Source organism: Chloroflexota bacterium, assembly GCA_014360905.1.
GTDB lineage: Bacteria > Chloroflexota > Anaerolineae > UBA2200 > UBA2200 > JACIWX01.
The window spans coordinates 26327-40360 of record JACIWW010000011.1; the positions used below are offsets into that span (position 1 = coordinate 26327).

The 14034-nt window shown below is 53.0% G+C and carries 10 protein-coding genes and 1 other annotated feature; of the genes, 4 read left to right on the top strand and 6 right to left on the bottom strand.

Annotated elements, in window-relative coordinates; genetic code table 11:
* Window positions 1-57 precede the first annotated feature (57 nt).
* The 4 genes from H5T67_06360 to H5T67_06375 all read right to left on the bottom strand — a co-directional run bounded on the left by H5T67_06360 (window position 58) and on the right by H5T67_06375 (window position 5258).
* Entirely contained in the window at window positions 58-654 is a 597-nt protein-coding gene (locus H5T67_06360; protein MBC7244940.1) for a hypothetical protein, read from the bottom strand.
* A 48-nt stretch (window positions 655-702) separates the two neighbouring features.
* Window positions 703-2472: a DNA translocase FtsK gene (locus H5T67_06365; GenBank protein ID MBC7244941.1), complete on the bottom strand. Its 1770-nt coding sequence runs from the start codon at window positions 2470-2472 to the stop codon at window positions 703-705.
* A gap of 462 nt (window positions 2473-2934) precedes the next feature.
* The gene (locus tag H5T67_06370; protein MBC7244942.1) at window positions 2935-4578 is read right to left on the bottom strand and encodes a ribonuclease J; all 1644 of its coding nucleotides are present in this window, start codon (window positions 4576-4578) and stop codon (window positions 2935-2937) included.
* 26 nt (window positions 4579-4604) lie between these two features.
* On the bottom strand, window positions 4605-5258 hold the full coding sequence (locus H5T67_06375) for a uracil-DNA glycosylase (protein MBC7244943.1): 654 nt from the start codon (window positions 5256-5258) through the stop codon (window positions 4605-4607).
* Window positions 5259-5383: 125 nt separating this feature from the next.
* On the opposite strand from H5T67_06375, the gene H5T67_06380 reads away from it, so the two are divergent.
* Genes H5T67_06380 through H5T67_06390 form a run of 3 tightly spaced genes read left to right on the top strand, consistent with a single transcriptional unit; the run spans window position 5384 to window position 10135 of the window.
* On the top strand, window positions 5384-7063 hold the full coding sequence (locus H5T67_06380) for a YncE family protein (protein MBC7244944.1): 1680 nt from the start codon (window positions 5384-5386) through the stop codon (window positions 7061-7063).
* Between the two features lie 49 nt (window positions 7064-7112).
* Window positions 7113-9149, top strand: coding sequence for an NAD-dependent DNA ligase LigA (gene ligA, locus H5T67_06385; GenBank protein MBC7244945.1), 2037 nt, complete (start codon window positions 7113-7115; stop codon window positions 9147-9149).
* 38 nt (window positions 9150-9187) lie between these two features.
* Window positions 9188-10135 (top strand): carbohydrate kinase family protein, encoded by a 948-nt coding sequence (locus H5T67_06390; GenBank protein MBC7244946.1) that lies wholly within the window; start codon window positions 9188-9190, stop codon window positions 10133-10135.
* Window positions 10136-10171: 36 nt separating this feature from the next.
* On the opposite strand, the gene metG is transcribed toward H5T67_06390, so the two are convergent.
* Together metG and H5T67_06400 are read right to left on the bottom strand one after the other, a co-directional pair.
* Window positions 10172-11716, bottom strand: coding sequence for a methionine--tRNA ligase (gene metG, locus H5T67_06395; protein MBC7244947.1), 1545 nt, complete (start codon window positions 11714-11716; stop codon window positions 10172-10174).
* 35 nt (window positions 11717-11751) lie between these two features.
* Window positions 11752-12035: a binding site (T-box leader), on the bottom strand.
* Window positions 12036-12163: 128 nt separating this feature from the next.
* The gene (locus H5T67_06400; protein ID MBC7244948.1) at window positions 12164-12706 is read right to left on the bottom strand and encodes a DUF4870 domain-containing protein; all 543 of its coding nucleotides are present in this window, start codon (window positions 12704-12706) and stop codon (window positions 12164-12166) included.
* A gap of 385 nt (window positions 12707-13091) precedes the next feature.
* On the opposite strand from H5T67_06400, the gene H5T67_06405 reads away from it, so the two are divergent.
* On the top strand, window positions 13092-14018 hold the full coding sequence (locus H5T67_06405; protein ID MBC7244949.1) for a sugar phosphate isomerase/epimerase: 927 nt from the start codon (window positions 13092-13094) through the stop codon (window positions 14016-14018).
* Window positions 14019-14034: the final 16 nt, after the last annotated feature.

A 14034-nucleotide genomic window follows, 5' to 3' on the forward strand; every position in this document is an offset into this window, starting at 1 on the left:
GCCAGTTGCCTGGGCACCACTGCCCCCATGCAATGAACCCATTCCCACGATGTGAACCTACGCTCCTACCTCAACATACATGCGGAACAAATTACCCCACTGCTGCTTGAATTCGTCTTCATCTTGGAGAAACACCCCCTGGGGATGCCGTGGTCTAGACCATTCTTTAGGATAACCAGGGTCAACAAAATAGAACCCCCTCTCCGGGAACGGCCCTGTGGGTTCAAACCCGTACAGGATTTTGGCATGTGCCCATCGGCGCAAAATATCCCCAATAATAACGATGGTAAAGCGATTCTCCTGGATATTGCGCAAGAGATTATCCAGATTGCCAAACCACTGAAGCCTAGCAGGTATATTCTTACGCTGCAAATATCCAGAGATGCCCCAAGGGAGGGTAGCCCAGTTGGGAATTTTGTGGATGCCAACATGGGGCAGTGGCCAGACGGCAAAAAAGGGCTTTTCCATCTCCCGCGCTACAGTGACTCCGTCAAAATATGGACCGTTCAGTAGAGCATTGCCCACGATGGCCACGCTGAATGCCGCACAGTCGTTGGTATTGCCGCCTTGATACTGGTGCCAGCGGAAGAGGTCCGTCTCCATATGATAATATGGTTTGGAAACATGTTCCTCAGCGGGAGTTTCATTGCTCATAACATTCTCCAGGCATGAGTTAGGGCTGTAACCTGCAGTTCGTTGCTGTTACTCATTACTGGTGGCTTCTTGCTTGTAGACCCGGCGTCCGCGCCCTGGACCTTCCTCTGGACCAATAATCCCCTGTTCCTCCATGGCGTCTATCAGACGTGCGGCCCTGGAATAGCCAATACGCAGCTTGCGTTGCAGCAAAGTAATGGATGCCCGATCATGCTCACGCACGATTTCGATGGCTTTGTCCAGCAGGTCATCTTTGCCAGCGCTTTCCCTCTCCTTCGCGACCATGTCCTGCCAGAGCGGTTGCTGCACAAGGGCTGCTCCTGGTGGCAATGGGGTGCTCACGCGATAACTACGCCAGTAATTTACCAGTCTCTGTAGTTCTGCGTCGGAGATGAAACAGCCTTGGAGGCGAACCAACTTGCTTGAGTCCGAAGCCATGTACAGCATATCTCCACGCCCCAATAATTTCTCCGCTCCGCCTGTATCCAGCACTACCCGCGAGTCTACTTGCGAGGTTACCGCGAAACTGATCCGTGCAGGGAAGTTTGCTTTGATCAGCCCCGTCACGACATCAACAGAAGGGCGCTGTGTGGCAAGCACCAGGTGGATACCTGTTGCACGGGCCAATTGAGCAATGCGACAGATATAGCGTTCGACCTCATCTGGAGCTACCATCATCAAATCTGCTAGTTCATCAATGAGCACCACGATGTAAAACAAAGGTTCAGCGCCTTTCTCGGCTTGCATTTGGTTATAAACCTCGATGTTCCTCGCACCCACTTTAGAGAAAAGCCGATAGCGCCGATCCATCTCACCAGTTATCCACTTCAGCGTTGTGACCACGCGCTCGATTTCGACCACCACCGGGAACAAGAGATGGGGGATGCCGTTGAAATTGGTCAATTCGACCATTTTAGGGTCCACCATTACTAGACGTAGGTCATCAGGGGTATTGTGGAGCAATAGACAAGCGGTAATGGAATTAATGCAGACGGACTTGCCCGATCCAGTAGCGCCGGCAATGAGCAAGTGCGGCATTTGCGCCAAGTCAGCCACGACGGGCTGTCCCGCCACATCTTGCCCCAGGGCAATGCGCAACTTGGAATGAACGCTGCGAAAGGCTTCGGAATCAATCACGCTGCGCAAGCTAACCAGGGAAATGCTGGTGTTGGGCACTTCGATGCCGACCAGTGAACGCCCTGGCACAGGCGCTTCGATGCGAATAGGCGATGCCGCCAGGGCAAGCGCTAGGTCGTTGGCCAGAGCGCTGATGCGATTAACCTTGACCTTGACTCGTTTTGTTTTCCCAGAGCGCTCTGGCCTTTCAATAAATCCCGGTTCAACGCCAAATTGAGTGACGGTTGGGCCAGGGTTCACCTCGACCACTTTGGCTGGCACACCAAAGTTGGCCAATGTCTCTTCGATAATACGGGCTCTGGTGCGGATCTCTGCTTGGCTTAGCTCTTGTTCCGAGCTTTGCTCCAAAATCTCCTCCATAGGGGGAAGTCGCCATTCCTGCATTCCCCCCACGACACGAGGGAAGAGATCACGATCAGTTGTAACTGGCCTAGTTACTGGAGCGATAGAGGGGCGTTTTTCTGCTATCTGAGTGGGTTCACTTATCTGTGGTGGTTGTATACGCAACAATGCGGACAGGCGTTCCGGCAGGCCTTCCTTGGCTGTTGGGGCTGCTTTTTCCACTTTTGGTGCCCGAAAATAGCGATACCAGTCCACGAGTCTTTGCCACATAGCCAGCACATGCTGAGCCACATTGGCCATCGAGATGCTAAAAGCAGCAATCAGTCCAATGACAAGCATCGTTGCCAAAGCCAGTACGGCTCCCACGTAGCCCAAGCTGTTGATCAGCGCTTTGCTGATGGCCCAACCCACATATCCACCGCCTAGGCCGTTTTGGGCTGCAGCTTGCGGATCGCTAACCAAACAGTGTAACAAGCCTAGGCTACCCAAGAACAAGAGCGCGATCCCCAACACCGTTTCCAAGGGAACATCAATCTCGCGTCCAAAGCCAAACAAGAAAAGCCAAAAACCTAGTGCTCCCAAGCCAAAGGGCAAAGCATACACTCCCCAACCGACAGCCTCGCGTAGAAGGCGAAGCCAGGTGCTGGTAAGCGTGCCACGGCTGATAGAGAACAAGCTGAGCAAGGTAACCAGCGCTAGGCCCAACAACAATATGCCACCTATTTCAAGCCAAATGTCCAGAGGGATTAGCCCTGGTTTCTTTTGTCTTTTCTTCGGCTGTTTGCCCCGATTAGCCATTGTTCACACTTCCATCACAACCGGCAGGATCAAGGGTCGTCTCCGCGTTTCATTGTAGATAAAGCGGGTTAAAGCATCCTTGATACGGTTGCCTAGCAAAACGTGGTTGCCCCCTTCTTTTGCCGCTTTGAGCACTTCGGCACGAACCCGTTCGAACAGTTCTTCCGATTCGCGCACATAGACGAATCCTCTAGAGGTAATCTCTGGCCCTGACAATATCCGTCCAGTACCCTTTTCCACAACAAGTGTGACGACAAGGAATCCATTGCGCGATAAGAGGCGACGATCTTCCAGCACTACTTCCGTGATGTCACCCACGCCCAGGCCATCCACGAGGACATACTCATCTGACACTGTGCCTACGACCTGGGCTGAATCCTGATTCAGCTCCAGCATTTGCCCACTTTCCAGCACGAAGATGTTTTGCCGCGGGATACCCACTTCCTCAGCTAGTCGAGCATGCAGTACCAGGTGCCTATACTCGCCATGAATGGGCACGAAGAACTTGGGCCGCGTCATGTTCAGCATGAGTTTCAATTCTTCCTGACTCGCATGTCCCGAAACGTGTACGTCGAGCAATTCATCGTAAAAGACCTCTGCACCCAGCCGGAAGAGATTGTTGATCGTTCGGTTGACTAGCTCTTCATTGCCTGGAATAGGCGTGGCGGATACGATTACCGTATCTCCAGGCAGCAGACTCACGGGAGCATACTCATTACGCGCCATGCGTACTAGCGCAGAAGTGGGTTCCCCTTGGCTACCGGTACAGACAATGGCTACTCGCTTCTGCGGCAGATTCTGGATTTCATCTATGCTTAACAAGAGCCCATCAGGCACTTGAAGGTAACCCAAATCCATAGCCATACGCACGTTGTTGCTCATGCTCCGTCCCGCCACTGCTACATAGCGGCCATATTGCTGTGCCGTGGAGACCACCTGCTGAATACGCGAGATGTTCGAAGCGAAAGTAGCGACGATTACCCTACCCCGGGCCCGCGAGAAGACACTTTCAAAAATGCGCGCAATCGTTGTCTCTGAAGGTGTATAGCCAGGCGTCTCTGCATTTGTGCTATCCGAGAGAAGAAGCAAAACGCCTCTTTTCCCCAACTCAGCCAGTTTGGCGAAATCGGTGGGTTGGCCATCTACTGGGCTATGGTCAAATTTAAAATCGCCGCTGTGCATGAGCAGGCCAACCTCTGTCTGGATTGCCAGGCCAACACCGTCCGGGATGCTGTGACTAACATGGAAGAATTCAATGCAAAATGGCCCCAGCGTGAGCACATCTCCGGGGCGGATGGTATACCGCTCTACATCGTTCACCCGGCTCTCGCGAAGCTTGACCTCGATCAACCCCTGTGTCAAACGCGTGGCATATACCGGCACCTTGATCTGCGCAAGGAGGTAGGGTAGAGCTCCTATGTGGTCTTCATGACCATGCGTAACGATAACCGCCAGTACTTTATCCTTGCGTTCCAGAACGTAACTCATATCGGGAATGACAATGTCAACGCCCAACATCTCGTTCTCCGGAAACATCAACCCGGCATCAATCACCAATATGTGGTCATCATATTCAAGGACCAGCATGTTTTTGCCAATTTGGCCCAGACCACCTAATGGAATCACCTTGAGTTTCTTTTTAGCCAATCTTTCCCTCCACGCGCAATCAAGGGTTAGAATAAACTCAATTGTTCTGCTTGTTGGACTGCTGGTGCTTCCGTAACCTCGTCCTTTTGAGCAAGAATCTCAGGGATTTTGCGCATGTCTTGCTCGATATCGGCACGATATTTCGGCTGATGCAGTGCCGCGGCAGGATGAAAAAGTGGCAATACGATTACGTCGCCCACCTTGACAGGCACACCATGAACTTTGGAAATGCTTGCCTTGGGCAAGAATCTGGCCAGGGAATAACGCCCTAGCGTAACGATCAAGCGCGGCCTAACCAATTCGATCTGGCGGTCCAGATATGGTCGGCAGGCTTCGATTTCACTAGGTAGTGGATCGCGGTTGTTTGGAGGACGGCACTTCACTACATTGCAGATATACACGTCGGTGCGCCGCATATTGATGGAGGCCAATAGCTCCTCCAGGAACTTGCCCGCGGCACCGACAAATGGGCGTCCTAAGCGGTTTTCGTGATAGCCCGGCGCTTCACCAATGAACATCACGTCAGCGTGTTCTGGACCTTCACCTGGCACAGTATTCATGCGCCCCCGCGCCAGAGCACACTTTTGACAGGCTGCGATTTCCACATACAAATCCGTGAGCTGTGACAAGATTTCCTCCTCGATCACAAGACTATTATCAGAATAGGTCACATTAAACATTTTACTCGAAATGCCCTATTTTGTCCATTAGTCCTTGTGCCTAAGAATAAACGTCTCATGTTGTCTCTGCCTTGTATCCATGTTATAATCAACATGCAAAAACCAGGCGGAGAAAGGAGTAGAAAATGACCAACAAGCTGCGGAGCTTTGTGGTTTTGCTAGTAACTGTCTGTCTGGTCTTTCTGTTTAGCCATTCGGGCAGAGCCCAACAAGTAAAAACACTGTCTGCGCTCATCCTCAACGGCGACTTTGAGGGTGACTTTTATCCCTACGGAGCCGGGTACGTTGCGCAATATTGGATCCCCTATGATCTGAGTCCAGGTTCTCCCCCTCAATATCTCCGCTCGACGCTGCACAAATACGAAGGCCAGGCCAGCCAAATGATCTGGGCGGACAGTGTGCCATGGTATGCGGGGATCATGCAAACCACCCTGTTGACTTCGGCGCAAAGCACAGTGAGCATACAAGCGGGCAAACGCTACACTGTACGCGTCTGGGTGTATAGTATCTACGGGGGAGCAACCAGCCCAGTGCAACATGGCAAGCTGAACAAACGCGTTGGTGTTCATCCCGCAGGGGGAGTGAACCCCAAGTCCTCAGATATCGTCTGGACACCTTGGCATGGCCAGGATAAAACCTGGGTTCAGATCAACGCCTCAGTAGAAGCCAAAAGCAACCGTCTCACTATCTTTATCGAGGCAAACGATCCAGTATCAGGCGGGCAGGACCAATTCTACGTAGACAATGTTCTGATTGAAGAGGAAGGAGCTCCGCCTCCAACATCTACCCCCACTTGGACACCTCTCCCAACTGCCACGCCTACTCCCACTGCCACTCCAGCTATCGCCGTCCAGCGCACAATCCCCGTGGGCCGTCAGCCGCAAGGAATTGCTGTCCACCCCAACACGAACCGCTTCTTTGTAGCCAATAGCGGTGAGAACTCGGTATCCAGCCTGGAAGGGTTCCTCGACTGGCGACATACCCGGTTCAGCAGTGGTGGGGGAAACCCAGGCAACATAGCTGTAGACCCTGAGCAATGCCGTATGTACGTCGCCAATGCTGCGACAAACAGCATAGCAGTCTTCAATATTTGTACGAATCAGCAAGTTGGTTCGATACCTCTGGGTACCGGGCAGTCACCTAGTGGCATTGCTGTGTTGACTACAACCAATACCATCTATGTGGCGAATACAGCGGCAAACTCTGTGATGCTCATTGATGGAAACACCCTTACGGTGAGCAAAACGATTGCTGTCGGTCTATTGCCTGGGCAGATAGCGACCAACCCTTCTACCAACAAGGTTTACGTAACCAATCGAGGTTATCCACCCAGTGATGTTGGCGGGGTCACTGTCATTAATGCTAACACACAAAGCATCTATAAAACCATCGCCTTTAATGAAGCTCCGGAGCCTTATGGAGTGGCGGTCAATCCCATCACTAACCGCATTTATGTGGCCTCGGCCAGTGGCATGCTGGTGATTATAAATGGCGCCACCGATGAAATACTGTATGTCGTGCCCTCGCCGGGGCACAGCGGTTTGGATGTTGTTGCGGTCAATCCCGCCAGCAATAATGTGTTTGCTACCAGCAGCACAGGCAGTATGGTGTTCGTATATGATGCAGATATGGACCAATGGATATATACACTGCCTATTGGCAGTGGGCGATACCGCGGTATCGCCGTGAATCCGTTAACTTATCACGTCCTGGTCTCTAACACTGGTGAAGATACGGTCAGCGTTCTACGCGACCATGGTTTTTATCAGCCGTACAAACTCCAACTCCCCATCATCGTGAAATGAGCCCGCTGTTGCTCTGGGTTCATTAATGTAAACCGTAGGAGGTGTAGTGATGTCGGGCGATATTCGACAACGCATCGAGCATCTGCGTCAGTTGATTCGACACCATGACTATCTATATTATGTCTTAGATGCACCAGAAATTAGCGATGCAGAATATGATGCCCTGATGCGCGAATTGCGCGAACTGGAAGCGGCGTATCCCGAGCTCGTTACGCCAGATTCTCCAACGCAGCGCGTTGGAGGAGAGGCACGAGAGCAGTTTGTCAAGGTGCGACACCCCGCGCCGATCCTCAGCCTAGGCAATGCTTTTGATAGCGACGAAGTACGCGCCTGGCACGAACGCATCCGAAAACTACTGCCAGTGGATGCGAAACTGCAGTTCGTCGTCGAACCCAAGATCGACGGCTTGACCGTGGTCCTGCACTATGAGGATGGACTTTTCACGTTGGGAGCCACACGAGGGGATGGCGAAACAGGCGAGGACATCACAGCAAACCTCCGCACCGTCCCTTCTGTGCCCCTGCGTATACCTGTACATGCTGACGGCCCACCCCCTCCACGAAGATTGGCAGTGCGCGGCGAAGCCTATATGCGCATCAGCGACTTTGAGGAATTGAACCGCAGCCAGCAGGAAAAGGGTGAGAAGACCTTTGCCAATCCGCGCAACGCTGCAGCGGGCAGCCTACGACAGCTTGATCCCGCCGTTACTGCATCCCGCCCATTGCGCCTGTTCACTTATGCCGTGGTAGCTAGCGAGGGTGTAGAGCTGCGTACACAATGGGAAGTACTCCACTACCTGATGGACATGGGGTTCCCAGTGAATCCGGATATAGCGCTCTTCGATGATCTGGAGCAGGCGATAGCCTACAGCGAGCAGTGGATGCGGAAGCGCAACACACTAACCTATGAAGTGGACGGGGTGGTGATCAAAATCAATGACCTGGCCATACAAGAAAGCCTGGGTGTAGTGGGCAAAGACCCACGAGGGATGATCGCGTTCAAATTCCCGGCTCGTGAAGCGACCACTCGCCTGAAGGAGTTGGGCATCAATGTCGGGCGAACGGGCACATTGAACCCCTTCGCCATATTAGAACCAGTGCAGCTTGGTGGCGTGACCATCGAGCGTGCTACACTGCATAATTTCGAGGACATCGCGCGAAAGGATATCCGCGTGGGCGATATGGTGGTCGTCAAACGCGCTGGTGACGTCATCCCCCAGGTGGAGAAACCAATTGTTGAGCTTCGGACAGGCGAGGAAAAAGTCATCACGATTCCTCAAAATTGCCCTGCCTGTGGGGCACCCACGCTCAAACCAGAGGGGGAGGTGGCGGTTTATTGCGTCAACCCGGCGTGTCCAGCACAGGCAGTGCAACGCATCATACACTGGGCCAGCACGATGGACATCGAGGGCTTTGGCGAACGCCTGGCGCAACTTTTCGTGGATCATGGCTTGTTACATGATTTTGCGGATTTTTACTATCTGAAACGAGAAGACATCTTGAGACTCCCGGGCTTTGCCGATAAAAGCACCGACAACCTGCTTGCTGCTATCGAGGCCAGCAAAGACCGCCCACTGGCTCGCGTGATTGCCGCGTTAGGTATCCGAGGTGTTGGTAGCATCGTGGCAGAAACCCTTGCCCAGCGCTTTCACTCCTTAGAAGAGCTCAGCCACGCTTCTGTAGAGGAATTGCAGAGCATCCCGGGGTTAGGACCAGTCAATGCATCCAACATTGCTGCCTTCTTTGCCAGCGACCAAACTCGCCAGTTGCTGGAGAAACTGAAACGAGCCGGAGTGAAAATGGAGGAAGAGGCAGCACCGCGCGCAGTGGCAGGCCCACTGGCTGGCAAGATCTTTGTCATCACGGGTACGCTGCCCACCTTGACCCGAGAGCAAGCCACGCAACTCATCGAAGCGAATGGGGGCAAGGTTGTGGACAGTGTGAGTAGAAAGACAGATTATCTGCTGGTCGGAGAGAACCCGGGCAGCAAGTATGCCAAGGCGCGCGAACTGGGCATTCCCATGATTGACGAAGCACAACTCCGAACCATGATTGTCGCAAACCCAGGGACAAAAGGAGCAGCATAACCGGGTTGGGGAACACAATCGGCTGTGGATAGATTACCATGACCTCTTCCCTTTCCCTGGACGTGGTTGGCCTGGGCTATTGTGCCTGGGATTATCTAGGCATTATTGACCACATTCCCGAATTTGACTCCCCCACCGCAAATCTGGAGGATTTCGCTACCTCGGGCGGTGGCCCTGTGGCTACAGCGCTGGTGACTCTCGCCAGGCTGGGAGTCCGAACTGGCTTTATTGGTGTCATCGGGGATGATGAGCCGGGTCTGCGCTGCAAACAAGCCTTTGAACAAGAAGGAGTGGATATCCAGCGCCTGCGGGTCCAGGTAGGCGCGCGCACTCCCATCTGCATGATCCTCGTACAATCTGGCAGCGGACGGCGCGTTATCCTGTGCTATCGAGGCACGTGCCCGCAAGTGGAACTGCAGCCAGAAGATTGCTCGTACATCACTACTGCGCGGTTCTTGCACCTGGATGGGCACCATATGAGCGCTGCTATCTTAGCCGCAAGAGCCATGCACGAGGCTGGCGGCACGGTCGTGCTCGATGCCAACAGGCCTCGCCCCCACCTGGATGAACTCTTGCCCTGGGTGGACATATTGATCACCAACGCCTACTTCCCCACAGCATACATTGGTCAGCAGGACCTAGACCATGCTGCTCAATTTTTGCTTCAGACGGGTGCACGGCTCGTAGTAACCACTTTGGGAGAAAAAGGATGTAAGTGCTTTACAGCCGAAGGACAGTGTCACATACCCGGCTTCTCAGTGCCTATCGTAGACACCACCGGAGCTGGCGATGCTTTCCATGGTGCTTTCATCTATGGATTGCTGCAGAATTGGCCCTTGGAGCAAACAGCCCGTTTTGCCAACGCGGTAGCAGCCCTTAACTGCACAGCCCTGGGCGGCCGAGCAGCATTGCCCCGATTAGAGCAGGTCGTCGCTTTTCTGCAGAGTGCTGGTAGGTGGAATGGAATAACAACTTGCCAACCTTGATGAGTTGCGGCAAGCCAATCCTGCGTCAATGGAATTTCACTGCTCATATCGCGGGAAAAGCACCTCTCCAGGCGAGAGCAAGGTGCCTGCTGGATACGTTCCTACTGCAGTAAGAGCCTGCCAGCCCGCACTAGGATCAAATTCCAATCCCAGTTGCCTCAGCAGTTCCTTTGCTTTGCGTGGCATTACTGGTTCTACAATGTACCCTAAGAGACGTAGCACATCTACCAGATTGTACAACACAGTGGCCAGTCGCTCTTCTGCTTGTGCCGAGCCCGTTTTTCGTTCCTTGGCTAGTTCCCAGGGTGCCGTTTCCTGCACATAGCGGTTGGCTGCCTCCACCACCTTCCACGTGAGGATCAAGACCTCCTGCAGCGCAACTCGGCGTACTGCATCGGCAACTTGTTCTCCCAAGCACGCAGCCAAATCCAGCAAGTTCTGGTCCACCGGCTCGAGCTTTCCTTTAGGCTCTGGTACGATGCCATCAAAGTAACGCACGACCATCTGCACCGTACGATTCAGCAGGTTGCCAAAATCATTGGCCAAATCAGCGTTGTAGCGGCGGATGAAAGCGGCATCGGTATAATCCCAATCCGCACCGAAAGCCCCCTCGCGCAAGAAGAAATAACGCACGGCATCTGCACCAAATCTCTGTACCAAATCAAAGGGATCAATGATGTTGCCAGTGGTCTTGCTCAGTTTTTGGCCATCCTTGGTCAGCCAGCCATGCGCAAACACTAAGCGTGGTACCGGTAATCCAACGGCCATGAGCATTGCCGGCCAATACAAACAATGGAAACGGATGATCTCCTTGGCCATCAACTGTACATCAGCCGGCCAGTACCGTTGGAATGTTTCTGGATCGTCACCGTAACCGATGGCGGTAATGTAATTGAGCAGTGCATCCACCCATACGTACAGAACCTGCTGGGGGTCGTCTGGCAGGGGCACGCCCCAACGCACACGCTCGCGGGAGATGCTGAAATCTTGCAACCCTTGGCGCAAAACCCCCAGCAGTTCATTGCGCCTCGTTTCCGGTTGCACGAAATCTGTTTCGGCTATCAAATGATACAGCTTGTCCTGATAGCGAGACAGGGCAAAGAAATAGTTCTCCTCCTCGGTCCACTCGCAGGGACGTTGATGCACACTACATAGGTTCCCTGGCAAAAGTTCATCAGGCTGGTAGAATGCTTCACAACGTGGGCAGTACCAGCCGGCATAGCGTCCTCGGTATACATCGCCGGAAGCCAGAAGGGCACGGGCAAATTTTTGCACGGCGGTGATATGCCGTGCATCTGTGGTGCGTATGAAATAGTCATTGGAGATGTCCAACATGCGCCACAGTTCTTTGAATTGGGCCACAATTCTATCGCAATACTCTTGCGGGGAAAGACCCCGCTCCCCAGCAATGCGCTCGATATTTTGTCCATGTTCATCCGTGCCTGTCAAGAAGAAGACATCATCCCCCATCAAGCGATGATAGCGTGCCAGCACATCGGCGGCTATGGTCGTGTAGGCATGCCCTATGTGGGGCACGTCATTCACATAGTAAATTGGCGTCGTAACGTAGAATTTGCCCATTTGGGTCCTCCTTCTTAAACGAAAGACCCTCGTCCGTCAGGGACGAGGGTTTGCTCTCGTGGTACCACCCTAATTCGCTGCTGATTCACATCAGCAGCCTTAGTCAGTGCCATACGTGGCACTGTGCCCAATTAACGGGGGCAAAGCGGCTCAGCTTACTAGGTCAGGTTCTGCGCTTGGCACAGGGCAAACGCAATACCTCTGTTCAGCTTGCAGCTCCAAGGCCATTTTCTACGGCTTATCTGCACTGCTTCTCAACTTCTGCGCAGCTCTCTGTAGCATCAAAAAACCGTATACTCGTCCTCTTCACCGCTTTTGCATGTCCTATGTAATTGGTTCAAGGCGTGCGCAAAACCACACGCAATGCATACAGTGACTGGGTATTATTCTAACTACTTCGTTAGTTTTGTCCAAAACAAAATCCGCTGCGCAGATTTGCGGTTACATCTACTCAGCCGGTATTTCCAGCCACTTGTTCTTGACCATGAAATCGGTGAGGAAGGGAATCTTGAAGTACAATCCCTTGTATGCCTGGTAGGCATAGTAGAAGGCAGGTACGACAGGGACAAAGAACAGCACCCACAGTATGCAACCGAGGCATCCGGCACTGACAACCGTCAGTATTGTGAAAACGATCGCTGCCAAGATCTCGTAAACAACCGCCGCTGCAAGAAAGCCCAACGATTGGATAGCGTGGAATTTCTGAAACGGGCGTTTCTTGCTTTCCTCTGCCAGCAGCATCACAGCCGGCACAATGATGGGCACGATGACCTGGGTGGCATAGGCTAAAGCAGCCATCAAGCGATCGTTGTCCGTCACGTCCTTTGCTGGCCAGGTTGTAGCAGGCTGTATTGGAACTTCCGGCGGCTGCATACCCTCTACAGCGGGCCCTTGCTCCACTTCCATCTCGGGTTCTGGCACAGTCTCTGCAGAAAACATCTCTTCTGGCGGCTTCCCCTCAGCCTCTTCCGGGATCATTTCCTCACTCATTTTATTGCCTCCCTCATTTGTAATACACACCAGCAGGGTTTAGTCTCGTACTTGATTGCAGCCTCCACCTAGCGACTCCGCCTGCCGTAGAAATTTGACATCTCATTATCCCTCAACATCTCATCTGAGGCAAATCAGGTGTATATCCTGTGACAACTTCTTGCCCTGCTACCGATAAGTCCTGGTGCAGAGCTGGGCACAGACAGCGTTGGCGGTTCAGGGCCTCATGCTCTGACGCGAGTGCAAACGATCGTTGACAGAATTGACCAAAAGCGGTAAGATGCCATCCAGAGGCTTTACTTATAAAAGGGTCGAGGACAGGGGAAGGCTAAGGAAGTTCTAAAAGCCTCTTCTGCGTAATAACTGACCAAAAGGAGGAATACGATTGCGTTTCGGAATTGAACAAATGCAGGCTTCATTGTTGATTCAACATGCTCGCACCCTGATGGCTGCCGCTAAGCAGCCTGTAGCAGAGGCATTGCAGGCCATGTCTGTGCGGTTAGATGTAGATGTAGCTGCTCAAGTAGCCCAGTTGGCGGATATGGGGTTCCAGCTCATTGAGCTGAATCCAGACCTGACTATTTTCTTTCCACAGTGCTATAACCTGATGGCCATCGAACGTCTGCGTCAGTTGAAGGAAAAACGCCGGCTCAGCTACACTGTGCATTTGCCACTGTGGTCGCTTGAACCTTCTACGCCGATGCAGATGGTGCGAGAAGGGTCGGTGGATACACTAGTAGATGCTGTGCTGCGGCTTGCACCGCTGGAGCCTGAAGTCTATATCTTGCATGCTACGGGTGCGTTGGCTGCCGAGTTTTCGCGCATGAAAGCACTCGAAATGATGCGCCCTCTAGTCATGAGCCTCTTCGCTGCACAGGCACGCCGTAGCATAGAGCAGCTTCTGGAACGCACCGGCTTGCCTCCCCGCTTGCTAGCAGTGGAGACTGTCGAGTTTCCGTTCGACCTAACCTTGGGTCTGGCAGAGTCTTTTGACCTGTCCATATGCCTTGATACTGGCCATGTGCTAGCCGGCTATACCACCGGTGTTTCCCTGTTTGACGCTCTGGAGCAATCCCTGCCGCGCCTGGCAGAAGTGCATCTACACGATGGATACCACCGCGAATCGCTGGATGGTGTAATACACATCGCTGACCATCTGCCCTTGGGTGCGGGGGATTTACCCTTAGGCGACTTCCTCGACCGGCTAGCTGGCTCTGGCTTCTCCGGACCAGTGATCTTTGAGTTGACCATTGAAGAAGCCAAGGCTTCCTTAGAGAGGATACGTCAGTTACGCCCTGCGTTAGTACAGTAAGTAAAAGGGCTTTTGG

Excerpts from the sequence above, each read along its gene's own strand:
- H5T67_06360 (MBC7244940.1), bottom strand. The coding sequence starts at position 654 with ATGAGCAATGAAACTCCCGCTGAGGAACATGTTTCCAAACCATATTAT.
- H5T67_06365 (MBC7244941.1), bottom strand. The coding sequence starts at position 2,472 with ATGCTTGTCATTGGACTGATTGCTGCTTTTAGCATCTCGATGGCCAAT.
- H5T67_06375 (MBC7244943.1), bottom strand. The coding sequence starts at position 5,258 with ATGTTTAATGTGACCTATTCTGATAATAGTCTTGTGATCGAGGAGGAA.
- H5T67_06380 (MBC7244944.1), top strand. The coding sequence starts at position 5,384 with ATGACCAACAAGCTGCGGAGCTTTGTGGTTTTGCTAGTAACTGTCTGT.
- ligA (MBC7244945.1), top strand. The coding sequence starts at position 7,113 with ATGTCGGGCGATATTCGACAACGCATCGAGCATCTGCGTCAGTTGATT.
- H5T67_06390 (MBC7244946.1), top strand. The coding sequence starts at position 9,188 with ATGACCTCTTCCCTTTCCCTGGACGTGGTTGGCCTGGGCTATTGTGCC.
- metG (MBC7244947.1), bottom strand. The coding sequence starts at position 11,716 with ATGGGCAAATTCTACGTTACGACGCCAATTTACTATGTGAATGACGTG.
- H5T67_06400 (MBC7244948.1), bottom strand. The coding sequence starts at position 12,706 with ATGAGTGAGGAAATGATCCCGGAAGAGGCTGAGGGGAAGCCGCCAGAA.